This window comes from Bacillota bacterium LX-D, assembly GCA_031628995.1.
Classification (GTDB): Bacteria; Bacillota; DUOV01; order DUOV01; family Zhaonellaceae; genus JAVLUO01.
The window spans coordinates 233,612-258,070 of record JAVLUO010000002.1 but is presented as its reverse complement, the minus strand read 5'-3'; the positions used below and the strand labels follow the sequence as shown (position 1 = coordinate 258,070).

The 24,459-nt window shown below is 37.8% G+C and carries 28 protein-coding genes; 7 read left to right on the top strand and 21 right to left on the bottom strand.

Features of this window, described 5'->3' with window-relative positions; translation table 11 throughout:
• Positions 1-23: 23 nt before the first annotated feature.
• The 9 genes from RDV78_03695 to nrdG form a co-directional block, all read right to left on the bottom strand.
• The gene (locus RDV78_03695; protein ID MDS1029607.1) at positions 24-494 is read right to left on the bottom strand and encodes a DivIVA domain-containing protein; all 471 of its coding nucleotides are present in this window, start codon (positions 492-494) and stop codon (positions 24-26) included.
• A gap of 93 nt (positions 495-587) precedes the next feature.
• Positions 588-1,349: a YlmH/Sll1252 family protein gene (locus RDV78_03690; GenBank protein ID MDS1029606.1), complete on the bottom strand. Its 762-nt coding sequence runs from the start codon at positions 1,347-1,349 to the stop codon at positions 588-590.
• 21 nt (positions 1,350-1,370) lie between these two features.
• Positions 1,371-1,622, bottom strand: a complete 252-nt coding sequence (locus RDV78_03685; GenBank protein MDS1029605.1) for a YggT family protein — start codon at positions 1,620-1,622, stop codon at positions 1,371-1,373.
• Between the two features lie 18 nt (positions 1,623-1,640).
• Positions 1,641-2,438, bottom strand: a complete 798-nt coding sequence (gene proC / locus RDV78_03680; GenBank protein ID MDS1029604.1) for a pyrroline-5-carboxylate reductase — start codon at positions 2,436-2,438, stop codon at positions 1,641-1,643.
• Between the two features lie 13 nt (positions 2,439-2,451).
• On the bottom strand, positions 2,452-2,883 hold the full coding sequence (locus tag RDV78_03675) for a cell division protein SepF (protein MDS1029603.1): 432 nt from the start codon (positions 2,881-2,883) through the stop codon (positions 2,452-2,454).
• 12 nt (positions 2,884-2,895) lie between these two features.
• On the bottom strand, positions 2,896-3,591 hold the full coding sequence (locus tag RDV78_03670) for a YggS family pyridoxal phosphate-dependent enzyme (protein ID MDS1029602.1): 696 nt from the start codon (positions 3,589-3,591) through the stop codon (positions 2,896-2,898).
• 43 nt (positions 3,592-3,634) lie between these two features.
• A complete protein-coding gene (locus RDV78_03665; protein ID MDS1029601.1) occupies positions 3,635-4,645 on the bottom strand; it encodes an HlyD family efflux transporter periplasmic adaptor subunit in 1,011 nt (336 codons plus the stop codon).
• A 110-nt stretch (positions 4,646-4,755) separates the two neighbouring features.
• Positions 4,756-5,577, bottom strand: coding sequence for a peptidoglycan editing factor PgeF (gene pgeF, locus RDV78_03660; protein ID MDS1029600.1), 822 nt, complete (start codon positions 5,575-5,577; stop codon positions 4,756-4,758).
• A gap of 28 nt (positions 5,578-5,605) precedes the next feature.
• On the bottom strand, positions 5,606-6,094 hold the full coding sequence (gene nrdG, locus RDV78_03655; GenBank protein MDS1029599.1) for an anaerobic ribonucleoside-triphosphate reductase activating protein: 489 nt from the start codon (positions 6,092-6,094) through the stop codon (positions 5,606-5,608).
• A gap of 594 nt (positions 6,095-6,688) precedes the next feature.
• Here nrdG and trpE point away from each other — a divergent pair.
• The 7 genes from trpE to trpA are packed head-to-tail and all read left to right on the top strand — an operon-like array spanning position 6,689 to position 13,066.
• Positions 6,689-8,125, top strand: a complete 1,437-nt coding sequence (gene trpE / locus RDV78_03650) for an anthranilate synthase component I (protein MDS1029598.1) — start codon at positions 6,689-6,691, stop codon at positions 8,123-8,125.
• Positions 8,122-8,685 (top strand): aminodeoxychorismate/anthranilate synthase component II, encoded by a 564-nt coding sequence (locus RDV78_03645; protein ID MDS1029597.1) that lies wholly within the window; start codon positions 8,122-8,124, stop codon positions 8,683-8,685. The genes trpE and RDV78_03645 overlap by 4 nt, the downstream gene beginning before the upstream one ends.
• A gap of 16 nt (positions 8,686-8,701) precedes the next feature.
• Positions 8,702-9,718: an anthranilate phosphoribosyltransferase gene (gene trpD / locus RDV78_03640; protein ID MDS1029596.1), complete on the top strand. Its 1,017-nt coding sequence runs from the start codon at positions 8,702-8,704 to the stop codon at positions 9,716-9,718.
• A complete protein-coding gene (gene trpC / locus RDV78_03635) occupies positions 9,715-10,488 on the top strand; it encodes an indole-3-glycerol phosphate synthase TrpC (protein MDS1029595.1) in 774 nt (257 codons plus the stop codon). The genes trpD and trpC overlap by 4 nt, the downstream gene beginning before the upstream one ends.
• A gap of 6 nt (positions 10,489-10,494) precedes the next feature.
• Entirely contained in the window at positions 10,495-11,100 is a 606-nt protein-coding gene (locus RDV78_03630; protein MDS1029594.1) for a phosphoribosylanthranilate isomerase, read from the top strand.
• The gene (trpB, locus tag RDV78_03625; GenBank protein ID MDS1029593.1) at positions 11,097-12,281 is read left to right on the top strand and encodes a tryptophan synthase subunit beta; all 1,185 of its coding nucleotides are present in this window, start codon (positions 11,097-11,099) and stop codon (positions 12,279-12,281) included. Before RDV78_03630 ends, trpB begins: the two co-directional genes overlap by 4 nt.
• The gene (gene trpA, locus RDV78_03620) at positions 12,278-13,066 is read left to right on the top strand and encodes a tryptophan synthase subunit alpha (protein MDS1029592.1); all 789 of its coding nucleotides are present in this window, start codon (positions 12,278-12,280) and stop codon (positions 13,064-13,066) included. The genes trpB and trpA overlap by 4 nt, the downstream gene beginning before the upstream one ends.
• Before the next feature lie 138 nt (positions 13,067-13,204).
• Here trpA and aroF read toward each other — a convergent pair whose 3' ends face one another.
• From aroF to RDV78_03560, 12 genes are all read right to left on the bottom strand, one after another.
• Complete coding sequence (aroF, locus tag RDV78_03615; GenBank protein MDS1029591.1) at positions 13,205-14,071, bottom strand: 3-deoxy-7-phosphoheptulonate synthase; 867 nt, start codon at positions 14,069-14,071, stop codon at positions 13,205-13,207.
• Positions 14,072-14,376: 305 nt separating this feature from the next.
• Positions 14,377-16,389, bottom strand: a complete 2,013-nt coding sequence (nrdD, locus tag RDV78_03610) for an anaerobic ribonucleoside-triphosphate reductase (protein MDS1029590.1) — start codon at positions 16,387-16,389, stop codon at positions 14,377-14,379.
• A 1-nt stretch (position 16,390) separates the two neighbouring features.
• Positions 16,391-16,864 carry a transcriptional regulator NrdR gene (nrdR, locus tag RDV78_03605; GenBank protein MDS1029589.1) on the bottom strand — a complete coding sequence of 158 codons (474 nt, stop codon included), beginning with the start codon at positions 16,862-16,864 and terminating at the stop codon, positions 16,391-16,393.
• A gap of 173 nt (positions 16,865-17,037) precedes the next feature.
• Positions 17,038-17,301: a YlmC/YmxH family sporulation protein gene (locus tag RDV78_03600; GenBank protein ID MDS1029588.1), complete on the bottom strand. Its 264-nt coding sequence runs from the start codon at positions 17,299-17,301 to the stop codon at positions 17,038-17,040.
• Between the two features lie 127 nt (positions 17,302-17,428).
• Positions 17,429-18,064 (bottom strand): stage II sporulation protein R, encoded by a 636-nt coding sequence (gene spoIIR / locus RDV78_03595; protein ID MDS1029587.1) that lies wholly within the window; start codon positions 18,062-18,064, stop codon positions 17,429-17,431.
• An 11-nt stretch (positions 18,065-18,075) separates the two neighbouring features.
• Positions 18,076-18,846 carry an RNA polymerase sporulation sigma factor SigG gene (sigG, locus tag RDV78_03590; GenBank protein ID MDS1029586.1) on the bottom strand — a complete coding sequence of 257 codons (771 nt, stop codon included), beginning with the start codon at positions 18,844-18,846 and terminating at the stop codon, positions 18,076-18,078.
• Between the two features lie 195 nt (positions 18,847-19,041).
• The gene (gene sigE / locus RDV78_03585; protein ID MDS1029585.1) at positions 19,042-19,767 is read right to left on the bottom strand and encodes an RNA polymerase sporulation sigma factor SigE; all 726 of its coding nucleotides are present in this window, start codon (positions 19,765-19,767) and stop codon (positions 19,042-19,044) included.
• A gap of 17 nt (positions 19,768-19,784) precedes the next feature.
• On the bottom strand, positions 19,785-20,708 hold the full coding sequence (gene spoIIGA, locus RDV78_03580) for a sigma-E processing peptidase SpoIIGA (protein MDS1029584.1): 924 nt from the start codon (positions 20,706-20,708) through the stop codon (positions 19,785-19,787).
• Positions 20,709-20,921: 213 nt separating this feature from the next.
• On the bottom strand, positions 20,922-21,965 hold the full coding sequence (gene ftsZ / locus RDV78_03575) for a cell division protein FtsZ (GenBank protein ID MDS1029583.1): 1,044 nt from the start codon (positions 21,963-21,965) through the stop codon (positions 20,922-20,924).
• 26 nt (positions 21,966-21,991) lie between these two features.
• Positions 21,992-23,224, bottom strand: a complete 1,233-nt coding sequence (gene ftsA / locus RDV78_03570; GenBank protein MDS1029582.1) for a cell division protein FtsA — start codon at positions 23,222-23,224, stop codon at positions 21,992-21,994.
• Positions 23,225-23,347: 123 nt separating this feature from the next.
• On the bottom strand, positions 23,348-23,677 hold the full coding sequence (locus RDV78_03565) for a small basic family protein (GenBank protein ID MDS1029581.1): 330 nt from the start codon (positions 23,675-23,677) through the stop codon (positions 23,348-23,350).
• A 33-nt stretch (positions 23,678-23,710) separates the two neighbouring features.
• Positions 23,711-24,451, bottom strand: coding sequence for an FtsQ-type POTRA domain-containing protein (locus tag RDV78_03560; protein MDS1029580.1), 741 nt, complete (start codon positions 24,449-24,451; stop codon positions 23,711-23,713).
• Between the last annotated feature and the right edge of the window lie 8 nt (positions 24,452-24,459).

Here is a 24,459-nt window from a genome sequence, read left to right as displayed (position 1 = left end):
ATAGTTGTCAAATTTACTTAACTTTACGCTAATTCTTGTTTAAGCTCTGCTTGTTCATCTTCGTTGAGCATTTCCAGTTGAGCAACTAACAACCCTTTCATTTGCGCTTTAAAACCTTGGAAATTCTTGCGAACTTTTTCATATTCCATTTCTAAACTTAAAACTTTTTGCTCGGCCTCCTTAATCAGCTGCTGAATAGCTAATTGATTTTCCTTAGCTAGAAGTTCACACTCTTTACGGGCATTTTCCTTAACTTCTTCCGCTGTTTGCTGAGCAATAATCATAGTTTGATTTAAAGTTCCTTCAATTTGTTTAAAATGATCTAATTCTAAAGTTATACTTTTAATCTGTTCTTTTAGTTGTTGATTTTCACTATACATTTGCTCATAATCACGCAAAACCCGAGCCAAAAAAACATTAACCTCTTCTTCACTATAACCACGTAAGACCTTGCGAAATTCTTTATTTTGAATATCCAAAGGAGTAAGGAGCATATTAGGCACCTCCAATTATTTTTTTCATCTTAAAGTAGCGTAGCTTTGAAGAAGCTTAAGCACCTAAACAGCAATTCCCTTATAACAAAATTACTAAAGCAATCTCCTTAGGACAATACTATATCTGCCCTTTTTGGTTAACCCAACTATTTCCTCGATAATAATTCTGCCTTTTCCACGGCAGGATATAACATCTCCCTCCTTGACCGTGAAATCTACTTTGCTGTTTTCTTTCCAGTTAACTTTTAATTTTCCAGACTTTATTTCGTTAACCATCTGACTTCTGGATAATCCGAATCCCTGACAGCTTACAGCATCTAGTCGTAAAGCAGATACAGTTGTATTGATTAATTTAAATTTTTTAACCAAGGATTCTTCAGAAATTATTCCTAGCTCTGCTTGAACTTGTACAGAACCCACCCGGCTTAAATTGCTTTGGATATAAGGGGCTAAATCTTTAGCAGCTACAATAGAGCAAATTCCTTCTCCAACCAAAATATCTCCAATCTTTTCCCTGCGAATACCTAGCCCTAAGACAGCTCCTAAAAAGTCACGATGTTTAAGGAGGTGAAAATTTTTCCCACCTTTGAGATTAACTATATCAACCAATTGAGGAATTGCTTCAGCATCTATGTAGTCGGGGAAAATAACTATTCTTTGCCGCTCTGCCCCTGAGTACCCCCCTACAAAGGAAATTTTTAAATCGGAATACCTCTTAAGGGCTTCCTGACCAAGTTCAAGATAATTTGGCTCGTAAAAGTCCGTAACTAAGACTTGCTGGGTTTTTAAAACTTGTTCCGCCAAATCTAAGATTCTACTTAGGATGCCTTTTTCCTCCGCATTCTGAAAATTCATAAATTATTTTTCCCTAGTCATTTAGCGAAAAAATGACAAAACCATTCTTTCTAGCAATTGCAGCACTAGAATGGCAAGAAGGGGGGAAAAGTCAATCGGCATCGCACTTCTAGGCATCAACCGTCTAAAAGGAGCTAAGACAGGTTCTGTTATTTCATAAATATATCCGATAATCTTATTGCTTGGATCGTGTGGAATCCAAGAAAGCAATACCCGAGCAATAATTAACCAGCTTAGAATTTCAAAGGCATAATAAACAATAGTATATATCAACTGGTAAAATCACCTCAATTATTTACTTAAGTCTTTGGACTTCTGCTCTGCAGCCATAACTCCATTAAAGATACTAGCACGGAAACCGCTTTTTTCCATTTCGCAGAGGGCACTTATAGTTGTACCTCCTGGAGAAGTAACCATGTCTTTTAATTCTGCAGGGTGCTTACCTGTTTTGCTTACTAGCTCCGTAGAGCCCAAAATAGTTTGCAGCACCAATTTTTGGGCAATATCCCTAGGCAATCCAATCTTTACGCCTGCATCGATAAAGGCTTCAATAAACAAATACACGTAAGCAGGGCCACTTCCACTAACAGCCGTTACCGCATCTAACATTGTTTCAGGTAAGCAAATAGTTTCACCAAGTGCTATAAGTATTTTTTGAGCCACAGCCTGATCTTCTTCTGTAGCTTTACTGCCTAAGGAAAAGGCGGAAATGCCTTTGCCAATTAAGCAAGGTGTGTTAGGCATTACTCGAATAACAGGGCTATGGGGTAAAAATTCTTCAAGAAGTGCAAGAGGAATACCCGCAACCATAGATATAACCAATTTTCCTGGTTCTAAAACTGAATTTAATTCAGTTAATACTTTTTTAATAATCTGAGGCTTTACAGCTAAGATTAAAATATCTGCTGAAGCAGCAGCGGATTGATTATCCTTTAATATAGCAACCTGATAGTTTTCAACTAAATAAGCAGCTCTAGCTTGATCTGGTTCACTTACCAGTAATTCTTTTCCTGTTAAAAAATTTGCCCCAATAACACCGCTAATCACTGCCTCACTAATTTTCCCTCCACCTATTAAGCCAACTTTCAAGTTAAAGCCTCCATTAGCATTTAGTCAAGTTAAAAATCCCTTTATCCATAATACTGCCTATCTCACCGGAAACGTCCACATTACTGGGAACAAAAAGCATAATCGCCGCATTAATTTTTTGCATGCTGCCTCCTAAAGCATATGTTGTTCCGCTTAAGAAATCGATAATTCTTTTGGCAATTTCCCGATCAGCTTCCTCCAAATTGACAATAACAGGCTTGCGGCCTTTTAAATGGTCGGCAATTCCTTGCACTTGTTCAAATGCTGTAGGTTTAACTAATACCATTTTCATCGGCTTAGGAGCAGGCAAGCTAACAATATTATTCTTGCTGTTTTTTTCCTTTCTTTCATTCCAAGCAGATGGTTCCTCCCGCACAACTGCATCTTCAACTTCTTCAGCCTCAAAGCCCATGAAACCTAATACTTTATCAACAAATTTACCCATTTCTTTTCCTCCTTATCTATAACTCCGGGCTCCAAAAATTGCTGTCCCCACCCTGATCAGATTAGCCCCTTCTTCTATAGCAATTTCAAAATCATTAGTCATACCCATAGACAGATAACGCATTTCAACTCCCGGAATGTTTTTACCAGCAATAAATTGACTTAATTCCTTTAATTCTCTAAAAACTGGACGAGTTTGTTCAGACTCTTCTTCATAAGGAGCTATAGTCATTAAGCCCATTATTTTGAGGCCTGGATATCCTGCTGCCTCCTGAATAAAGGACTCCGTTTCCTCCGCCTTTAAACCAAATTTGCTTTCTTCTTCAGAAATATTTACTTGGACTAAAACAGGTATTTCCTTATGATTTTGCAAAGCCCTTTTGGAAATTTCTTGAGCTAACTCTATTTTGTCCAAAGAATGAATCATATCAACCAAATTAACAATGTATTTTACTTTATTTGTTTGGAGGTGCCCAATTAAATGCCACTGAACATTGCCTTCAACATCATCATACTTGCGCAGTATTTCCTGGACTCTATTTTCACCTATAGCAGTTATTCCGCATTTTAAAGCTTCGTTTATTTGAGCAGCTTCTACAGTTTTAGTCACAGCAATTATTTTAATATCGTCAGGATTCCGACCTGCCTTCTTGGCTGCAGCATTGACTTTTTCACGTATAAGCTGAATATTCGCTGATATCTGTGTCAAAACATACACCTCCTAGACTATATTAATTTTCTACATTTTCTTGTTATTTCCTGCTAATTGCGATTCTATTTAAATGTTTAGCTACAGTTTTTGGATTAACAAGTATTTCATCGCCAGGCTCTAAGCCTGAAACTGCAGCCTGACCTTTGATTTGTCCATTTATTTGGACATCTACTAAAGCAAAACCATTAGCAGTTACCTTATAAACATAACTTCGACTATTTTTATGGACTATAGCTTCCTGGGGAACAATTATCCCTTGGTAAGTTTCGTTAATTACATTTAAGCCGATTGTCCTTTTGTATATTATTTCGTTAGGCCATTCATTACATTCCGCTATAATCCGTACACTATTTTTAGTTTGGTTTATTTTCGTTATTTTCATAAACCATTTTTCTTCGTATTTGGGAATCCTAAAAGCCAAAGTTTCCCCTTCTTTGGGCAAAGTTTTGATTTGTTTCTTATCTAGGTTTAAATCAAGGACAATAGGCTTAATATTGTTCACTATTTTAACCAGAGGAGTTCCTCCGGAAACTGTACTAGTTTGTTGCTTTTTTTGTGTTTCCAGATTTTTTACATTTTGCTTTAAATTACTCTCCCCAAGCTGCAAAATAGTCGTCGGTGTAATTACATTTTCTAAGCCATCAAGATGGAAAGAAACAATACCTGTTCTAGTGGCCATAACTTTATAAACAGGCCGGGTCTCATTTTGATTAGATCCTTCCCCTATTAATTTAAGAATCTCAAAGTTTTTAGGCACTCTTTGCCCTTCCTTTACCATTAGCTGAACTTTTCCGCTAACCGGGGCAGTATAAACCGTTTCTTCCCGAGCTACAATTGCATCAGTAGGCAGCCGTTGCTCCAGTACTCCATACCTTACCTCAGCTGTTTTGATTAAATGTTCTAAAATCAAATCATAGACTTGTCCAACTATTAGCCAGCATGTTAAAACGAGCAAGGCAAACATAATAACTTTTGAAATAAAATGTTTACGCTTTCTATTCCGCCTTTGTCTTTGCAAACGAGCTCTGCGGGGCATAGTTGCTTCTGCCATGAAAAATTCTCCTTATTGACCAATTTAATCCCACAAAATATTTCTACTAAAAATAGAAAATTCTGCATTTAAATACTAAATCCTTCTAGTCCCGCTACTAGAAGCAACATTTAGTTAAGCATCAATAAGGCAGCCATTCTTCCTGTTTGGCCATTCTCTGCCCGATAAGAAAAAAACAAGTCATTGTGGCAATTAGTACAAAAGCCACTATTGGTAATATTTTTTTCCCGGATACCTACTTCTAGTAACGCCGTCTTATTGGCCTGCCAAAGATCCAACAACCATTTCCCAGGAGCTTTTGCTTGTATAAAATCCTGATAATTACTAAATTTTTGGGCGAACTGACTAATAACCCTCTCATCTACTTCGTAACAGCAGGGACCAATAGAAGGTCCAATTCCAATTAAACAATCTTCAGGTTTTGTACCAAACTCCTGCTGCATTTTCAGCATAGCTTTAGCCCCAATTTTTGCAACAGTACCCTTCCAGCCTGCATGGGCTAAACTAATTGCCGGCGTAACAGGATCTAAAATAAAAATAGGTGCACAATCGGCATAAAAAGTGCTTAGAGGTATACTCCTTTTGTTTGTAATAAAAGCATCTACTGCCTTGCAAGTTGAACTATAATCCAAAGCACCTTTCCCCTTCTGTTGTTCTGTAATTACCAAAATATTTTCCCCATGGACTTGTTCACCAGTTACCAGATCAGTTGCCCTAATACCTAAAGCATTACAAATCTTAGCCCTGTTTTGGCAGACAGCAGTTGGGTCATCCTTTACGTGCAATGCCATATTTAAACTGCTAAAAGGCTCTTGGCTAAAGCCTCCTTTTCTAGTGGTAAAGCAATGAGTTACCAAATTAGTCTCATCGAAAGCCGGAATAGTTAAATAAGCAAGATCACCATGTTCACGTAATTTAAAACCCTTAGACATGAAAGCACCTCATTCTTGTTATGTTTGCTTATAATTTAAGTTCAACTATTTCCTTTTGTACCAAGGATTTCTGCACATCAATTATCCTTTGGTTTTCCGAGCCGCGGAAAGTTAAATTTAAGTTTCTTTTCTGCAGTAGAAATGGCCCATCTACTAAATAATCAACTAATTTTAATACAGGTAAGTGCTTTATTTCTTCAAAGGTGTGGCCGCTGAACAGCCAAATATCAATATTCGGCTGTTTTGCTTTCAGCAAAGATATAACCTTAAACAAAGCTTCTGCCTGTTCCGTAGGCTCCCCTCCGCTGAAGGTTATTCCTTTATGTATGGGAGTCAATTTACTTAGTAACAATGCTGCAAATTCTTCTTCAGTAACTTCACTTCCTCCGTCGTGCTTTTGCAGCTGGGGGTTGTGACAGCCAGGGCAATTAATACTGCAGCCTTGCAAATAGGCAACTGCCCGTATTCCTAGACCATCCACTACAGATGAGCTTACAATATCAGCATATCTAATCATTTAATCACAACTTTCATTAATTCGTAAAATAGGCTTTTCATTTTAATTATAACTTTTTATCACCAAATAGGAACCAATGTCTTGAATAAAGAATACAATGAAATAAGTATAAATGAAATCATTGAAAGATAGAATATAAAATAAATATAATAAATTTTTAAATAAATCTTGCAATCTTATTTAAATACAATTATTATATTTATATATTATATTTATAAATTTAAAATAGTAAATTCAATGCGTGGAAAGAGTAGATAGAAGATACGAGTTATAGAGAGCTGGTGACGGTGGAAATCCAGCACTACGATTGCTATTGAATGGTTCCACAAGAAGTAATGCGAAAGATTTTTCTAGTAGCAAAAACCGGGGGTCCGCCGTTACAAGGACAGGGTATCGAATTCTCTTTTATAATTCCGTACCTGGAAAAGAAGCTATTTAGGTGGCATAGTAAATGCTGAGCATTTCGTCCTAAGGGATGAAATGCTTTTTATTTTTCATGCTATACTTAATGCTTAATTTGGGTGGCACCACGGCACTTCGTCCCATGAATTGGGATGAAGTGCTTTTTTATTTATAGTAAATGAGGTGAGGATTTTGATTTATCCTAAGGAAGCAGAATTTGAAGCAATTAAATCGCAAGGCTATTTAACATCAGTTGTTTTGACTATTAATGCAGATGAATTTACACCCATCAGCTTATTTTATAACTTACAGGGACAGCATAAGTTCCTTTTAGAAAGTGCAGAAAACGGAAACACCTGGGGACGCTATTCTTTTCTAGGAGCAAACCCCTATCTGATTATGAGCAGTTATGGCAAGAAAATTAAAATTGAAAAAGACAATTCCATAATCCATATTGAAGGCAACATTCTTGAAGAAATAGAGCAGCTTTTCCAAAAATACAAATCTAAACAGCAAAGTACTTTACCACCTTTTTTTGGAGGAGCAGTTGGCTATGTGGGCTACGATGTGATTAGACAATATGAGAAACTTCCCGATGAAAACACTGACACTATTAATGCACCTGAAGCGTGTCTCATGTTGTATCAAAATGTTATTGCCTATGATCATTACCGTCATCAAGTTTTATTAATTTATAATACCATGCCGGAAGAAAACATTGGTTATACAGAGATTCTGGAGCAATTAGCTGAACTTAAAGATTGCATTTTACGACCGCAGCAAATACATCCCATAGGCACTGCAGGTCCCTTAAAGGAAGTGCAAACCAACTATAGCCGAGAAGCCTATATGGAGATGGTTGAAAAAATTAAAAAATATATTGTCGAAGGAGATATTTTCCAAGCCGTATTATCCCTGAGATTAACGGCTGCAACTGAAATGGATCCCTTTGACGCTTATAGGAAGTTAAGATCCATTAATCCTTCCCCCTATTTATTTTATTTAGATTTTGGTACCCACCAAGTAATTGGCTCTTCTCCAGAAAGCTTAGTTAGCCTCAAAGATAGCATTGTGCTAACTAATCCTATTGCCGGTACTAGACCGAGAGGTAAATCAGCTGAAGAAGATGAGCTCTTAAAACAAGAATTGCTGGCGGACGAAAAGGAACGGGCAGAACACATGATGCTGCTAGATCTAGGCAGAAATGATCTAGGGAAAATAAGTCAATTTGGCACAGTGGAAGTTAAAAGGTACATGGAAGTAGATTTATATTCCCATGTCATGCATCTAGTATCTACAGTAGCTGGAAAGATTCGAGAAGATAAATCTTGTTTTTCTGCTTTAGCAGCTTGTTTACCAGCCGGCACTGTCTCTGGAGCCCCAAAGGTAAGAGCCATGGAAATTATCGATGAGTTGGAAAATGTCCGCCGAGGTATTTACGCTGGTGCAGTTGGCTATTTCTCCTATTCAGGTAACTCAGATATGTGTATTGCCATTAGGACAATTGTCTTTAAGGACGGTAAAGCGTACATTCAGTCTGGAGCAGGCATTGTTTATGATTCTATCCCCGACAAAGAATATGAGGAAGTATTAGCTAAGGCCATGGTATTAAAGGAGGCTTTATTATGATTCTCTTAATCGATAATTACGATTCTTTTACTTACAACCTGTATCAATACCTGGGGGAGTTCACTCCTAAGATTGAAGTTAGGCGCAATGACCAAATAACTATTGCCGAAATCCTAGAAGCGGATTTTTCCCAAATAGTCCTCTCCCCTGGTCCCGGCAGACCTGAAAATGCTGGAAATTGCGTGGAGCTGATTAAAGCAGTTCAAGGGCAAATACCTATTTTAGGCATTTGCCTAGGGCATCAGGCCATTGGTTACGCCTATGGGGCAGAAATCGTTAAAGCTCCGAAAATTATGCACGGAAAAGCATCAGTAATAACCCACAAAGGTACAGATATATTTGCTAAGGTCAAAAATCCTCTTTCCGTTGCCAGATATCATTCCTTGGTCATTAATGAGGCTAGCCTTAATGAGCAGTTGGAAATAACAGCTGCAACGGAAGATGGAATTATAATGGGAATTAAGCACCGGGAGTTTCCCGTTTATGGGTTGCAGTTTCACCCTGAATCTATTCTGACTGAAGCTGGGAAACAGCTTATTAATAATTTTTTAGCTATTTAAATTGGAGGTGTAAACAATGTTAAATGAAGCTTTAAAAAAGATCTTAGGGAAAGAAGATTTAACTGAAACTGAGGCTATGCAGGTCATGGACGCAATTATGAACGGGGAAGCAACGCCGGCCCAAATTGGTGGTCTTTTAACAGCTCTTTGTATGAAAGGAGAAAATATTTCGGAAATAACAGGCTTTGCTAAATCCATGCGCAGTAAAGCTAAAAAAGTCCAAATGGATAGTTACGCCATTGATACTTGCGGTACTGGAGGCGACGGTGGAAAGACTTTTAATATATCTACAATTGTAGCACTTGTTGCTGCCGCAGGAGGTGTGAAAGTTGCTAAACACGGCAACAAAGCTGTTTCCAGTAAAAGCGGCAGCGCCGATGTTTTAGAAGCCTTAGGGGTACGCATTAATCTAGACCCATCTGCCGCCGAAAGATGTATTAAAGAAATAGGCATTGGCTTCTTATTTGCGCCTCACTATCACACAGCAATGAAGAATGTGGTGGGCCCAAGAAGAGAATTAGGAATCAAAACGGTGTTTAATCTTTTAGGCCCCTTAGTCAATCCAGCATTTGTGCAAGGTCAAGTCTTAGGCGTTTATGACCAAAACTTAATTGGGGTTATTGCAGAAGTTTTAAATAATCTGGGAATCGAAAAAGCAATGGTTGTCCATGGCCTAGACGGACTAGACGAAATTACTATTACTACTAAAACTGTTGTCAGTGAAGTAAGCAATGGAGAAATTATCAATTATACTATTGATCCTGAAGAATATGGTTTTTCCTATGGAACCTTAGACGCTATAGCTGGTCAAGATGCAGCTTTTAACGCCCAAATAATTAGCCGGGTTTTAGCCGGCCAAAAGGGCCCTGCCAGGGATATTGTGCTTTTAAATAGCGGAGCAGCACTCTATGTAGGCAAAGTTGCGGAAGATTTACATGAGGGCATTAGGCAGGCAGAAGAACTTATTGATTCAGGAGCAGCCCTTGATAAATTAAATGAATTCATTGAATATAGTCAGGAGATAGCACTATGATTTTAGATGAAATTGTACTTCACAAAAAAAAGCAGTTAGTACTGGAAAAAGAACAGACTCCTCTTCAGGAACTGCAGAAAAAAATAGCTTTTGTGGAACCTGCCAGAGATTTTTATAAAGCTTTAACTAAGGATAAAGGAATTAATATTATCGGTGAAATTAAAAAAGCATCCCCCTCTAAAGGTATCTTAAAGGAAAATTTTCAACCTAGAGAAATTGCCCAAGACTATCAGAGGGGAAATGTAGATGCCATTTCTATCTTAACGGAGCAAAAATATTTTCTAGGTGCTGACCAATTTATTGGAGAGGTAAAACCCCTTGTGGATTGCCCCCTGTTGCGTAAAGATTTCATCGTTGACGAATATCAAATTTATCAATCTAAAGTATTGGGAGCAGATGCGGTACTACTGATAGTGGCTGTAATTGGGAAAAATTTAAAGCACTTTTACCAGCTGGCAACCGCTTTAGGACTTCACTGTTTAGTGGAAGTCCATGACGAAAAAGAGCTGGAAATTGCCCTGGAAGCCAATGTTCCTATTATTGGCATTAACAATAGAAATTTACATGACTTTACAGTGAGTTTAAAAAATACAGAGAAATTAATCACTACAATACCTGCTGAAGTTGTAAAAGTATCGGAAAGCGGCATTCATAACCTCGCAGATATGCAGTATTTAAATTCCTTGGGAGTAGACGCTGTCCTCATTGGTGAAGCATTTATGAAAGCTGGGCAGATTAAAGACTTATTAGCAGAGCTGAAAATGGGGTGAAATTAAGTGGTAAAAATTAAAGTATGCGGTCTGAGGCGGTTAGAGGATATTGCTTATGCCAATGAATTACAAGTTGACTATGCGGGTTTTGTTTTTGCCCCAAGTCCCAGGCAAGTTAATTTAAGTTTAGCTAAAAAACTAGTAGCCAATTTAGCAACAGATATTCAAAAGGTGGGAGTATTCGTAAATGAAAACTACCATGTGGTTAATGAGGTAGCTAAAGAATTACAACTAGATATTGTCCAATTACATGGCTCAGAACCACCTGAGACCATGAAATACTATACTCCAGACATATGGAAAGCCATTAGAGTTCAAAATCTATTCAGTTTAGAGGAAGCACTGTCCTATCAAGTTAATGGTATTTTATTGGATACTGCCGTCAAAGGTCGCATGGGAGGAACTGGCCAAACTTTCAATTGGAATCTTACTAAAGAGATATCTTTACCGGCACCCCTCATTTTAGCAGGAGGTTTAAATCCAGACAATGTGGAGCAGGCAATTGCCAGTGTTAATCCTTTTGCCGTTGACGTTAGCAGTGGAGTCGAAACAAATGGTTGTAAAGACTACGTAAAACTAAAGACATTTATAGAAAGGGTGAGAGCCAAATGACAAATCCGGCAGGCAGATTTGGCATTTTTGGAGGACAATATGTACCTGAAACCGTAATGAATGCTTTGTTAGAACTTGAGAAAAATTATGAGAAAGTCCAAGGGGATGAGACCTTTAAGGCTGAGTATCTCTATTACCTTAAAGAATATTCGGGTCGGCCAACTCCTTTGTACTTTGCCCATAACCTAACTAATGAGCTGGGTGGTGCTAAGATTTATTTGAAAAGAGAAGATTTAAACCATACTGGAGCTCATAAAATCAACAATGTTTTAGGGCAAATACTCTTAGCCAAAAGAATGGGCAAAAAACGGATAATCGCTGAAACAGGAGCAGGGCAGCATGGGGTAGCCACAGCTACGGCAGCAGCTATGTTTGGGATGCAATGTGAAATCTATATGGGTGAGGAAGATATTCGCCGGCAAGCCCTCAATGTAACTCGCATGAAGCTTTTAGGCGCTAAGGTAAACTGTGTAGCATTAGGCACAGGCACCCTGAAAGACGCAGTCAACGAAGCCTTTCGAGACTGGGTTACTAATGTAGCTAACACTTTTTATGTCATCGGTTCTACCATGGGACCTCATCCCTACCCTACTATGGTTAGGGATTTTCAGAGAATTATTGGTGACGAAACTAAAAAACAAATTTTAGAGCGGGAAAAACGTCTTCCTGATTACATTATTGCCTGTGTGGGGGGAGGCAGCAATGCTATGGGTATGTTTGCTCCTTTTTATGAAGATGAGGAAGTTAAATTAATCGGTACGGAAGCAGGAGGCTTAGGAGTAGACACAGATCAGCATGCTGCTACTATTTCTAAAGGAAGCATTGGGGTTATTCATGGTATGAAAACCTATGTATTGCAAAACCAGGAAGGTCAGATTATGCCTGTGTACTCTATTTCCGCCGGTCTAGATTATCCGGGCATTGGCCCTGAACACGCTTTTTATAAGGAAACTGGCCGAGCACAGTACGTACCGATTACGGATCAAGAAGCTGTAGCTGCCTTTGTCAAATTGTCAAGACTAGAAGGGATTATCCCTGCCATTGAAAGTTCCCATGCCGTTGCTTATGCTTTACAATTGGCGCCTCAACTTTCCCGGGAAAAAATAATTGTCATTAACCTTTCCGGCAGAGGGGACAAAGATGTAGATACTATTGTACAAGTATTGGGGGAAGACTTATGAATAGAATTACTAAAAAATTTGATCACTTAAAAAATACGGGGAAAAAAGCCATGATTACCTATATTATGGGGGGAGACCTAGGTTTAGAAACTACTTATGCTCTAACCTTGGAGCTGGAAAAAGCAGGGGCAGATATTATCGAACTAGGCATTCCCTTTTCCGACCCTATTGCAGATGGGCCTGTTATCCAAAGGGCAGCCAATAGAGCATTGGAAGGAGGAACATCCATAGCTGGAATCATGGAAGCTGTAAGGAAAATTAGACAGTTAAGCAACGTTCCCTTAGTTTTTCTCGTCTACTATAATTCCATTTTCACCTATGGTGTGGAGCGATTTTTAGCAGCTTCCGCCGCTGCAGGCATCGATGGGCTAATTGTGCCGGATTTACCTTTAGAAGAACGAGATGAGTTGTTAGGCAATATGGGTGCCTATGGGCTACACTTAATCCCTCTGGTAGCGCCTACTTCCCATGAGAGAATAAAACAAATAACCGCCAACGCTGGAGGCTTTGTTTATTGTATTTCTACAACAGGTGTTACCGGCCAAAGGAGTAAAATTAATACGGATATTAAAGAATATATGAAAGAAGTTGCAGCATGTACCAACTTACCAAGGGCTTTGGGCTTTGGAATTTCTGGTCCTGAAATGGCTGAGGATTTTAAAGACTATTGTGATGGGATTATCGTAGGCAGTGCCATTGTTCATGAAATGGAAAAAAGTAAGGATAAAGGTGAAGTTATCGCTAATGTTACACATTTAGTACGTGCAATTAATCATGTATTATAGCAACTAATCTTTAAATGGCAGTTAAAGGCCGCACGAAAACGAGCACATCTGAGTAAATCAATGTGGTCGTTTTTATATTCTATTTTAAATAAATAAAGCAGCTGCTTTTTACTAATTTAACAATTCCTTTCTAACTAATTAATTACTAATGACCCTATTTTTCATCCTCGCTAATTCTTTTAAAGAGATCATCAAAGATGCAAATTCATCTGGTTTAATCGATTGTGGACCATCGCACTTGGCATTTTCCGGATCATTATGGACTTCAATAATCAAACCATCTGCACCAGTGACTATGGCAGCCTGAGACAAGGGCTCAACCATCCATGACTTACCTGTAGCATGACTTGGATCTACAATGACAGGCAAATGACTAAGTTTCTTCACGGCGAGAATGGCGCTTAAGTCTAAGGTATTGCGAGTGTAATTTTCAAAAGTACGAATACCTCTTTCACACAGAATCACATTAGGGTTCCCTTCTGCTAAAATATATTCTGCAGCCATAAGCCATTCCTCAATAGTGGCACTTAAACCCCGTTTCAGTAAAATAGGAGTTTTTATTTTACCTAGTTCTTTCAGCAGCTCAAAATTCTGCATGTTCCGGGCACCTACTTGGATAATATCTACACATTCCACGAAAGTCTCAATGGCACTAATAGCCATAATTTCACTTACTACCGGTAACCCTGTCTGCTCCCGAGCAATCTGCAATAATTTTAATCCTTCTTCCCGTAGACCTTGGAAACTATAGGGTGAGGTTCTAGGCTTAAATGAGCCTCCTCTTAAAAAAGTTGCCCCAGCTTTTTTAACTGCTTCGGCAATAGCAACGATTTGTTCCTCACTTTCCACAGAACATGGACCAGCAATAACCGCAATTTTTTTACCACCAATAGTTTTATCCTTAACTTTAATAACTGTAGGTTCTGGATTCTGTAAACAATTGATACTAAATAAAGTAGTATCGTTTTTTAAAACTACGCTCATTTCAATCTCCTCCTTAAAAATGAATGTAAAAAAAATAAGACTCCAATGAGTCTTATTAATTTTCTTTAGATAGAAACTTACTAATCTAAGTTAAAATTATTCAAAGGTTAGCTCATTAGGCGGTTGTTGGATATTCTTTTGGCAACGCAAATAACCAGTGCTAAAATAAAAGCACCAGTTCTTAAAATAAAAGTTATTTACTTGATTTATTTTGCTTGCCAAAGGATTATGCATTACAAATGCCTCCTAAAAAACTTTTAACCTATATTATAGTATATTAAAAGAAATTAGATAATGTCAAGTTAATATCAGATTAAAATAAAAAATTATTTATGAGGAACTCTGTCTCTAAGCTCTGCTTTTTTAGCATCATTAAAGCGGTCAACTGTACTGAAATACCCTGTTATTCTTCGTACCCTGCGGATAGGACCGCTGCCACAAACTGGACAAGTTTCTTCGGCAATTACTCCTTGATGGCTGCAAGCAGTGCAAAAATCAATGGGAAAATTGATTCCAGCATACCCCATATCACTTTCTTTCATTTGCTTTAATAATGCTTGGATAGCTTCAATATTAGCCATAGGTGGAGATTGTAATTCTATGTAACTTATATGTCCCCCATTAGTAAATTTGTGATAAGGTCCTTCTAAAGAAACCTTTTCAAAAGCAGTAATAGGGTAGGAAACAGGAATATGGAAAGAATTTGTATAGTATTCTTTATCCGTTACCCCAGGTATTCTGCCAAATTTACCAAGATCATGCTTAACAAACCGTCCAGAAAGTCCTTCTGCCGGTGTTGCCAACAGTGTGTAATTCAAATTATACTCCTGGGCATAAGCATCGATTTTCTTGCGCATATATTCCACAATTTGCAGCCCAATTACTTGGGCTTCATGGCTTTCACCATGATGTTTGCCGATTAAAGCTGTCAAAGTTTCAGCCAATCCAATGAAACCTACAGATAAAGTGCCATGCTTAATCACGGGTTCAATGGGGCTGTCCTCTTCTAATTTTTCAGAATCAAGATAGATACCTTGTCCCATTAAAAAAGGCATATCTTTCACTTTTAATTTAGCCTGAACCCAAAAACGATGGTATAATTGACGGACAGTTAAATCCAGTACCTCGTCTAAATATCCGTAAAACTTGCTTAGACTGCCTTGGGCCAATATCCCCAACCTAGGTAAATTAATAGTTGTAAAGGAAAGATTACCTCTTTTTTCAGCTACCTCCGGCCCCCGGCGATTAGCCATAACGCGGGTACGACAGCCCATATAACTGACTTGGTCTCCGTATTCCTTATTAAAAGAAGCATCCATAAAACTAAAGGTTGGGTTCATTCTGCGGCCAGCTACACGCATTGCTAGTAGAAACAAATCGTAATTTGGATCACCTGGATTAAAATTAATTCCTTCTTTTAAGCGGAAAATTATATTTGGAAAAATAGGGTTTTCCCCTCTGCCTAAACCTTTTTCATAGGCAAGTAAAAGATTTCTAATCACCTTTCTGCCTTCTTCGCTGGTGTCAGTACCAATATTAAGACTGCTAAAAGGTACTTGAGCCCCTGCTCTGGAATGCATGGAATTTAAATTGTAAATAAAAGCTTCCATGGCTTGATATGTATCTTCTTCTGTTGCATCAGCTACATAAGGAGCAATATCCTTGTCAAAGAATGGGAAGGATTGTCCACCGTGCATATCATTTTGACAGCTTTGCAAAATAATAGCCGCCAAAGCTGTTGCTGAAGACGGACGTTTAGGAGGGCGAATATAGCCATGTCCATTGTTAAAGCCATTTTTTAACAAATCCCCTAAAGGAATTTGTACACAAGTCAAGGTCTTTCCATAGAAATCCAAATCGTGAATATGAATAGTTCCGTCAATATGAGCAGTGGAGAATTCCTCCGGAATTAAACGGCTTAGATAATATTTTTTACTGGCAGCACTAGCAATCTGTAACATCTTCGCCGAAGGTGAATTGCTAACATTAGCATTTTCCTTGCTGGTCTCAACTAAAATTTCTTCAACCGCATCCATTAAATCCGATTTGGCATCTCTAATTCTTGTTCTTTTATCCCTATATAATATGTAAGCTTTAGCCGTTTTAGCATGTCCAGTTTCAATTAAAACTTTTTCCACTGCATCCTGAACATCCTCAACTGTAAATATATTACCGTTAAAGGTTTTTTTTAAACTTTTTAAGACCTCCAAAGTAAGCTCCATGGCTGTTTGTTTATCTTCTCCACCAACTGCTTTGGCCGCTTTAAAAATAGCTTCAGTAATTTTTGTCTCGTCAAAGGGGACAATTCTATCGTCTCTTTTTTTAATTTGAGTGAACATTTTAGTCCTCCTGTTTTTTATTTAGATTTTCTAATAAGTTTTGTAATTCTAGCATAAAAGTTTGCACATCCTTAAATTCACGGTATACTGAAGCAAAGCGAACATAAGCAACAGGATCTAAATCTTTAAGCCTGTTCATTACCAATTGTCCAATTTTCTCGCTCTTTACTTCCCTTTCTACATCGTTAAGGAGTTCTTTTTCAATATCCGCAGTAATTCCCTCTAATTTTTCTAAAGGAATAGGTCTCTTTTCGCAAGCTCTAATTAAACCTACCAAAAGTTTATGGGAATCAAAGAATTCTCTTTGACCGCTTTTTTTAACGACTACTAAGGGAATATTTTCAACTTTCTCATAGGTAGTAAAACGCCTGTTACACTCTAAACATTCCCTACGCCGTCTAATGGCTGCTCCTTCTTCCACCGGGCGGGAATCAAGTACCTTTGAATCATTATAATTGCAAAAAGGACAACGCATTCATCTCCCCCACCTCTATATCTAGTGTACAAACAATTATATCCCTACCATATCTAGTATGTCAATTGAAGAAGGTGTAAGATTTAGTCAACATGACAAGCATTTCCTGACAATATTCACAGTATATTGGTTCTTTCTAGCTTTTTTCTTGCTTTTTCGGCAGAAGCTAGAAATTATTCGTGTCTTGGGTCAACAAATGTACTAACCTCAACTAAAATCACATCAACTCCTAGTTTTTTAATTTTATCCCAGGAAATTACCATATCTTCGTTCTTGCCGAAAAGACCCATAAACCTACTAGTACTAGTACCTGGTAAAACTAAAGCATTTATTTTTCCTTGTTCAATATCTAAATCTATATCTTTAATAACTCCTAAACTGCGTCCATCTAACACATTAATCACATCAAGAGTCCGCAAATCGGAGACTTTTATCATTATCAACCCTCCTTTTACTGCCCGTATAAATATATGAAAACTAACTTTAAATCTTGTCAATAAAATTAATCCAAATTAAAAAAGGCAGATAGCTATTTTTCAAATAACTATCTGCCCTAAATGATTTTTAAATGGAATTTCTGGATAACCTAAATTTTTCCTTTTGCTGTTCTATTTTCTCTTGGATAATTTCTACTAATTTAGATCTTACTTCTACCTTAGGAGGAGAGTCTGTTGCCGAATTTAAAGCAGCAACTTCAGGTGACTCACCTTGCGCCAAACTTTTAGAAATATCTATAAAACATAAGGGCGGAAAAAGCACACACCACCAATTGTGTCCTTGGCCACTGCCAATAACTACTTTTAAAGCTTCATACTTTCCTGCCGGTAAAGTAAAATTACCATAGGATTTGGTAGGAAAATCAAAATTGCCTAACAATACTTGAACATCGTAATCTTTACCCCAAGCCTTTACCTCATCTTGGGCAATTTTCTCAATGTCCTGCATGTTTGCCATAACTTCAGCTTTAGCTTCCTCTACAGAACTTACATTGGCAAAATCCCGACCTACTTTGGTAATAATAACATCCCGTACTTTTCTTTTTAAAGCCTGGTCTTCAACAGTATCGCTGTTGGCAATAACGTGAAAACGTATTAAGTTTGAGCTGTCAAAAGCAGATATAGCTTGTTCCTGGTTGTAAGCCCAACAAAATAACCCCACAAAAAAAACAATCCCCGTAATTATTAACCCTCTCCGTAACATTTTCGCTCCCCCTAGACGTATTTACGCATATGATTTAAAGCAGCTTTCTCTAGTCTTGACACCTGAGCTTGAGATATACCTATCTCTTCAGCTACTTCCATCTGCGTTTTTCCTTCAAAAAACCTTAAAGTTAAAATAAGTTTTTCTCTTTCCGTTAACTTACTTAAAGCTTCCCGGACTGCAATTACTTCCAGCCAATTGCCATCCTGATTTTTTTCATCGCCAATTTGATCCATTACAAAAATTGGGTCGCCCCCATCATGATAAATAGGCTCGAATAAGGATATAGGCTCTTGAATTGCATCTAAGGCAAAAATAATTTCTTCCCTCGGTATTTTTAACTCTGCAGCAATTTCAGAGATTGATGGCTCCCTTGAATTTTTATTGACTAAAGCATCTCTTACTTGTAACGCCTTGTAAGCCACATCTCGTAAAGATCTACTTACCCGGATGGGGTTATTATCACGTAAATAACGCCTAATCTCACCAATAATCATTGGCACTGCGTAAGTAGAAAACTTAACATTTTGATCTAGGTCAAAATTATCAATAGCTTTCATTAAGCCAATACACCCTACCTGGAACAAATCATCTACAAATTCACCTCTATTGGTAAAACGTTGAATCACACTTAGCACTAAGCGCAGGTTTCCGTTAATCAGTTTGTTGCGAGCAAATTGATCTCCGTTCTTAATGTCTTGAAATAATTGCCGCATTACTTCGTTGGATAAAACAGGTAATTTTGAGGTATTTACTCCACATATTTCTACTTTATTTACCATTTAACGTGCCTGCCTCCAAGTAGATAATTTATCAATCCTTAACTCTAAGTCATTTTTAATTATTGCCAGCGCAATTTGGTTTTATACTGAACTAAAAGTACAAATGCAAAAGAAAAAACCGCACAAGCTGCTTAACCAAACAGCTCATGCGGTTCTTAAGTCTTTGAAATAAATATTATAAGTGCTTTAAAATCGCTATTCTAAACGGTTTATTTCCTTGCGCAAACGCTTGATAATCCTCTTTTCCAGCCTAGATATGTAAGATTGAGAAATACCTAACAAATCGGCAACTTCCTTCTGAGTTTTCTCCAACCCATCCAATAGTCCGAAGCGAAATTCCATTATTTTTTTCTCCCGAGGGGAAAGTTTTTTCATAGCCTGCTGAAGCAGTGTTTTATCTACTTCTTCTTCTAATGATTTATAAATTACATCATTTTCCGTACCTAAAACATCGGAGAGTAAAAGTTCATTGCCATCCCAATCTATATTCAATGGTTCATCGAAAGATACTTCAACTCTAGTTTTATTATTTCTTCTTAAATGCATTAAAATTTCATTCTCTATGCAGCGAGATGCGTATGTGGCAAGTTTGATTTTCTTTTTGGGGTCAAAAGTATTGACTGCTTTAATTAGTCCAATTGTTCCAATGGAAACTAAATCCTCAATACCTACACCTGTATTCTCAAATTTACGCGCTATGTAAACAACTAATCTCAGATTTCTCTCAATTAAAACCCCTTTAACTGCTAAATTTCCCCCCTCCAGCTGTCCAATAAGGACACTTTCCTCATCATTTGATAATGGCGGCGGAAGAGCTTCGCTGCTGCCTACATAGTAAACGTCATCTAGAATTTTAAGTTTTCTCAGCAATTGTATCAGAAATAGCTTAATTTGCCATTTTATTTTAAGTACCTGACTTATTTTACCCACCTCCTACCTTAAATTTTTCCAGGAAACATATCCTGATGCAGCAATGCTCGGTATGTACCCTGGGAAGAAAGGTTTTTATTACTAATGGCCACCACAACATCACTTAAGTTTACTTGCTTTTCACCTTGCTGCACAGAAACTAGATCTGGGCGAAAAGCCAGCAGCAAGCCGCTTTCCCCTATAGAACCATATGGAATTAGTTTTAAACGGCTATACCAACTGCTATTAGAGTCTAATTGTGCAAATTGTTCATAACCAATTTCTCCACCCTTAAGAATTTGGCAAATTTCCGATGGTAATATCTCTTTAATTGCAGCATATTCAATAATCATAACCGGCTTTTTATTAAATGGGTCTCTTAAATGATTACCAGTATCAAGTAATGCCTGAACTGACAGAGAATGTCCTTCCACCTTGATAACAACAGGCATCAGAAAGCATTCCGGCTTCATAAACTGTCGCAAATAGGGAACAGTAAAATAACCTAAAATGAGTATCATGCACAGTCCTGTAATTAACCAACCCAATTGAAGGTTGCCCAAATAAGTCAACACTCCATTGACGGAATTATAAGCACTCGAGGAAGTACTAAAAAAATAAATTGCTCCTAACATTGCGCCAGCAGCCACAAAAGAAACTAGATAAAAGCAGCCAACAGCCATTAAAAAGTTTCTCCAAGAAATAAATTCGAATGTAATAAATATAATAATTAATGAAAAGAGCAGTTTAATCCCACAAGTTAAAAGCCAATTTAGCTCCGGCAAAAAAATTGCAATAGCATAGCAAGATCCAATAGCCGCCCCCCATAAAAGGCGTTTTAACGAGGTTTTGAAATGCCCAAACTTCCAAACTGCCCAAAGTAAAATGAAATCCATTGCAAAGTTAATTAGAAATACAATATCTAAGTAAATAATATAATTATGCTTTACCATTCTTTTCAACCCCACTAAGGAGCTAAATTATTATCATCTTATTCTTGAACTCATAAATATAGAACTCTTCTTTAATTATACTATCTTTTCTTGGTAAATATTGTAATTTTATAGACTAAAGAAGTAAAAGATTTCGACCTAAATATGCCCTAAATTTACCAAAAAAAAGCACCACTTAGAAAGTGATGCTTTACTAATTAATATCCCTATTTTTTATTTTCTTCTCAAAAATGCGGGGATATCCAAATCATCTGCGGAGAAAGGTTTTAAATCTTCTTTTTCAATTTGCTGTTGAACGTGTCTTTGATCAAAACCTGTGGCAATTACAGTTACCCGAATGTCTTCCTGCATGCTCTCATCAATCACCGCACCGAAAATAATATTTGCCTCTGGATCTGCTGCTGCAGAAATAATTTCTGCAGCTTCGTTGACTTCAAATAACCCTAAGTTGGCACCTCCAGTGATGTTCAGCAAAACACCCTTGGCGCCTTCAATGGAGGTTTCCAGTAAAGGACTGGAGATAGCCATTTTGGCAGCATCAGAAGCCCTTTTATCACCATTAGCACGGCCAATTCCCATTAAAGCAGAGCCTGTATCTTTCATAATAGTTTTTACATCGGCAAAGTCTAAATTAATTAACCCTGGTACAGCAATTAAATCTGAGATACCTTGTACACCTTGTCTTAAAACATCATCAGCAATTCGGAAGGCTTCCGTAATTGATGTTTGCTTATCGGCAACTTGTAATAGTCGATCATTAGGAATAACAATTAGGGTATCAACTCTGGTTCTAAATTCGCTAATTCCATTTTCCGCTTGATCAGCCCTTTTTCGTCCTTCAAAAGTAAATGGCCTAGTAACCACGCCAACTGTAAGAGCACCTATTTCTTTGGCAATTTCAGCAACTACTGGTGCCGCACCTGTTCCGGTACCGCCGCCCATACCTGCTGTGACAAACACCATATCTGCCCCTTGTAAACTTTTATAAATCTCATCTCTGTTTTCTTCGGCAGCCTTTTTACCGATTTCCGGATTTGCACCGGCACCTAAGCCCTTAGTAAGTTTACCTCCTATTTGCAGCTTTGTAGCAGCCTGGGAAAAACGTAAGGCTTGTGCATCTGTATTAACGGTAACAAATTCGACACCTTGCAGCCCAGCGGATATCATCCTGTTGACTGCATTGCTGCCTCCTCCACCTACACCAATAACTTTTATATTGGCAAACTGATTATAGTCCATATCCTCAAATTCCAGCATTACAAACCCTCCACTTAACTAACAATTTAAAATATTTCTTTAATCCATGCAAAAAACCTAGACAGCAAACCACCAATTAGAGGGTTTGCAGTTGGTGCCTCATGCAACACTGCAAGGTTGCGGGTTCCATAACTTAAAATACCCAAAGCTGTTGCATAGCAAGGCGAATTTACAATGTCTGCCATTCCACCTACGTTGCGGGGAACTCCTATACGGACAGGCATGTTTAATTCTTCGCCAGCAAGTTGTACTAAACCATCCATCAGCGCCGTACCGCCAGTTAACACCACTCCACCAGGCAGTACTCCTTTGTACCCGGAATGATTCAATTCAGCTTTAACCATATGAAACAGTTCTTGCATCCGGGGTTCGATAATTGATGCTATTAGCTTTCTAGAAACTCTGCGAACATTATTGCCGCCTACATTCGGGACTTCAATATAATCATCATCAGTCATTAATTGTTGTAAGACACATCCATCTTGCTTTTTAATTCGCTCTGCCTCAGTAATAGGAGTTCGTAACCCCACCGCCAAATCACTGGTAACATGATCTCCACCTATGGGTATAATTGATGCGTACCATAAACTGCCTTGATCATAGAGGGCTAACTCAGTGGTTCCCCCTCCTATATCTACTAAAAGAGTGCCCAAATCCTTTTCAGCTGGCAGCAATACAGCTTCAGCCGAGGCCAGAGCATTATAAACTAGTGCGTTAACTTCCAGGCCTGCACGGTGAACACTTTTAATTGTATTTTGGATGGAAGTACTGGCACCCGTTATAATGTTTGTTTCCACTTCGAGACGGGACCCACACATGCCAACAGGATCGACAATGCCGTCATACCCGTCGACAATGTATTCTCTTGGAATTACGTGGATAATTTTACGATCAGAAGGAAGTGCAATAACTTGAGCAGCTTGTAACACTCTAGCAGCATCTTCCGAGCAAATTTCTTTGTTATTGCTAATTACGGCTACTACTCCACGATTATTTTGAGAGGCTAAGTGGGGACCAGTTATTCCAACGTAGACGGAATTTATCTCCACTCCGCTCATTTGCTCAGCTTTTTCTACCGCTTTTTCGATAGCCTTAGCCGTATTTTCGATATCAACAATAGTCCCTTTGCGCAAACCAGAAGTTGTTGATTCCCCAACGCCAATTACATCGACCTGGCCTTCTTCACCTATATCTCCAACTACTACGACAATTTTACTACTGCCAATATCTAAACCAATTACTACATTTTTCTCGGGCAATTTTTGCACCTCCAGCTTATCTGCTTGATATTTGGTACAGACCTGCCCAGACCAAGATATAACTACATATTAGAAAATTCAACAAACTGTTGCATTTCCCTTTTTTTGCAATTAGTTTTTTAACTATTTTTTTAATAAAAATCTTCTAATAATGGCTAAATTCTGAAATAGTCTAACTCCAAAGGCAAAAACAGCAGCCATATACAGCTCTACACCTAACTGATCTCCAATATAAGCTAAGACTCCAGCCAAAAGTGTATTACTAAAAAAACCTGTCAAAAAAATCATACTATCAAACTTATTTTCCATACCTGACCTAAGGCCGCCAAAGACAGAATCTAAAGCAGCCAAGGCAGCTACAGACATGTATTTTGCATAAGCAACTGGTATTTGGTAGGGAAACATTACGCCTACTATTACTCCAATTACTAAGCCTAAAATAGGAAGCCACATTTTTATCACCTTCATTTAGAATATTTAGCATGTTTATCTACTATATTTGATAATGGGGGTAGAAACAGCAGTTAAATCTATATAATCAATTTTTCTAGCTAACAACGTACTGCTTTTAGTTATTTTACTTACAATTTGCATTTTTTCAGGTATTCTTGTTTCGTCGCCCATGCGAATTTCTAATCCATTATCTATGTAAATAACCAAGTGCTCATCATCATTTATGTCTAGTTCTGTAATTGTTTTTCTTTGCTCCACCGGCACTTTGGAAATAAAGCTTAAAGCTTTGGCAAGTTTCTCATTAACTATGGTCTGACCTGGTCCATATTGATTTGGTAAATTTATTCCCGTTACTACAGGCAATTTTAAGTCGGAAATTTTATTTATTTTTTTTAGAAAAACTCCTGAACCATCTAAAACAAAAAAACCCTGGGCGCTAGAAAGTATAATTGCAGGGCTGCGTTCTTGAATTGAGACAACAACTGTGGCAGGCAGCTTTCTAGCTACTTTAACATTCTTTACCATAGGATGGAGTAATAAATTCTTTTCTATTTTTTGAGCATCCATTTTAAATATGTTCATGCCCAATGGAATGTTGGCCAGTTGCTTAATTTCGGCAGAAGATAAATAACTATACCCTTTTGTTTCGATTTGAGAAATATTAAAAAAGCTAGATTGGGCAAAAAAATATAAGGCTAAAGTTAAAAGAAGCAAAACAAATAAAAACCTTAACAACTTCCTTTGAACTCGGCCTAAGGTTTTAGTCCGCCGCACAACTGTCA

Bases quoted from the DNA above. Each gene is read 5' to 3' on its own strand.
- spoIIGA (MDS1029584.1), bottom strand. From the start codon at position 20,708: ATGGTAAAGCATAATTATATTATTTACTTAGATATTGTATTTCTAATT.
- RDV78_03690 (MDS1029606.1), bottom strand. From the start codon at position 1,349: ATGAATTTTCAGAATGCGGAGGAAAAAGGCATCCTAAGTAGAATCTTA.
- trpA (MDS1029592.1), top strand. From the start codon at position 12,278: ATGAATAGAATTACTAAAAAATTTGATCACTTAAAAAATACGGGGAAA.
- RDV78_03565 (MDS1029581.1), bottom strand. From the start codon at position 23,677: ATGTGGCTTCCTATTTTAGGCTTAGTAATTGGAGTAATAGTAGGCGTA.
- ftsZ (MDS1029583.1), bottom strand. From the start codon at position 21,965: ATGCTGGAATTTGAGGATATGGACTATAATCAGTTTGCCAATATAAAA.
- nrdR (MDS1029589.1), bottom strand. From the start codon at position 16,864: ATGCGTTGTCCTTTTTGCAATTATAATGATTCAAAGGTACTTGATTCC.
- spoIIR (MDS1029587.1), bottom strand. From the start codon at position 18,064: ATGTTACGGAGAGGGTTAATAATTACGGGGATTGTTTTTTTTGTGGGG.
- pgeF (MDS1029600.1), bottom strand. From the start codon at position 5,577: ATGTCTAAGGGTTTTAAATTACGTGAACATGGTGATCTTGCTTATTTA.
- RDV78_03645 (MDS1029597.1), top strand. From the start codon at position 8,122: ATGATTCTCTTAATCGATAATTACGATTCTTTTACTTACAACCTGTAT.
- RDV78_03600 (MDS1029588.1), bottom strand. From the start codon at position 17,301: ATGATAAAAGTCTCCGATTTGCGGACTCTTGATGTGATTAATGTGTTA.
- RDV78_03675 (MDS1029603.1), bottom strand. From the start codon at position 2,883: ATGGGTAAATTTGTTGATAAAGTATTAGGTTTCATGGGCTTTGAGGCT.
- trpC (MDS1029595.1), top strand. From the start codon at position 9,715: ATGATTTTAGATGAAATTGTACTTCACAAAAAAAAGCAGTTAGTACTG.
- trpB (MDS1029593.1), top strand. From the start codon at position 11,097: ATGACAAATCCGGCAGGCAGATTTGGCATTTTTGGAGGACAATATGTA.
- sigG (MDS1029586.1), bottom strand. From the start codon at position 18,846: ATGGTAAATAAAGTAGAAATATGTGGAGTAAATACCTCAAAATTACCT.
- nrdD (MDS1029590.1), bottom strand. From the start codon at position 16,389: ATGTTCACTCAAATTAAAAAAAGAGACGATAGAATTGTCCCCTTTGAC.
- RDV78_03665 (MDS1029601.1), bottom strand. From the start codon at position 4,645: ATGGCAGAAGCAACTATGCCCCGCAGAGCTCGTTTGCAAAGACAAAGG.
- trpD (MDS1029596.1), top strand. From the start codon at position 8,702: ATGTTAAATGAAGCTTTAAAAAAGATCTTAGGGAAAGAAGATTTAACT.
- RDV78_03695 (MDS1029607.1), bottom strand. From the start codon at position 494: ATGCTCCTTACTCCTTTGGATATTCAAAATAAAGAATTTCGCAAGGTC.
- nrdG (MDS1029599.1), bottom strand. From the start codon at position 6,094: ATGATTAGATATGCTGATATTGTAAGCTCATCTGTAGTGGATGGTCTA.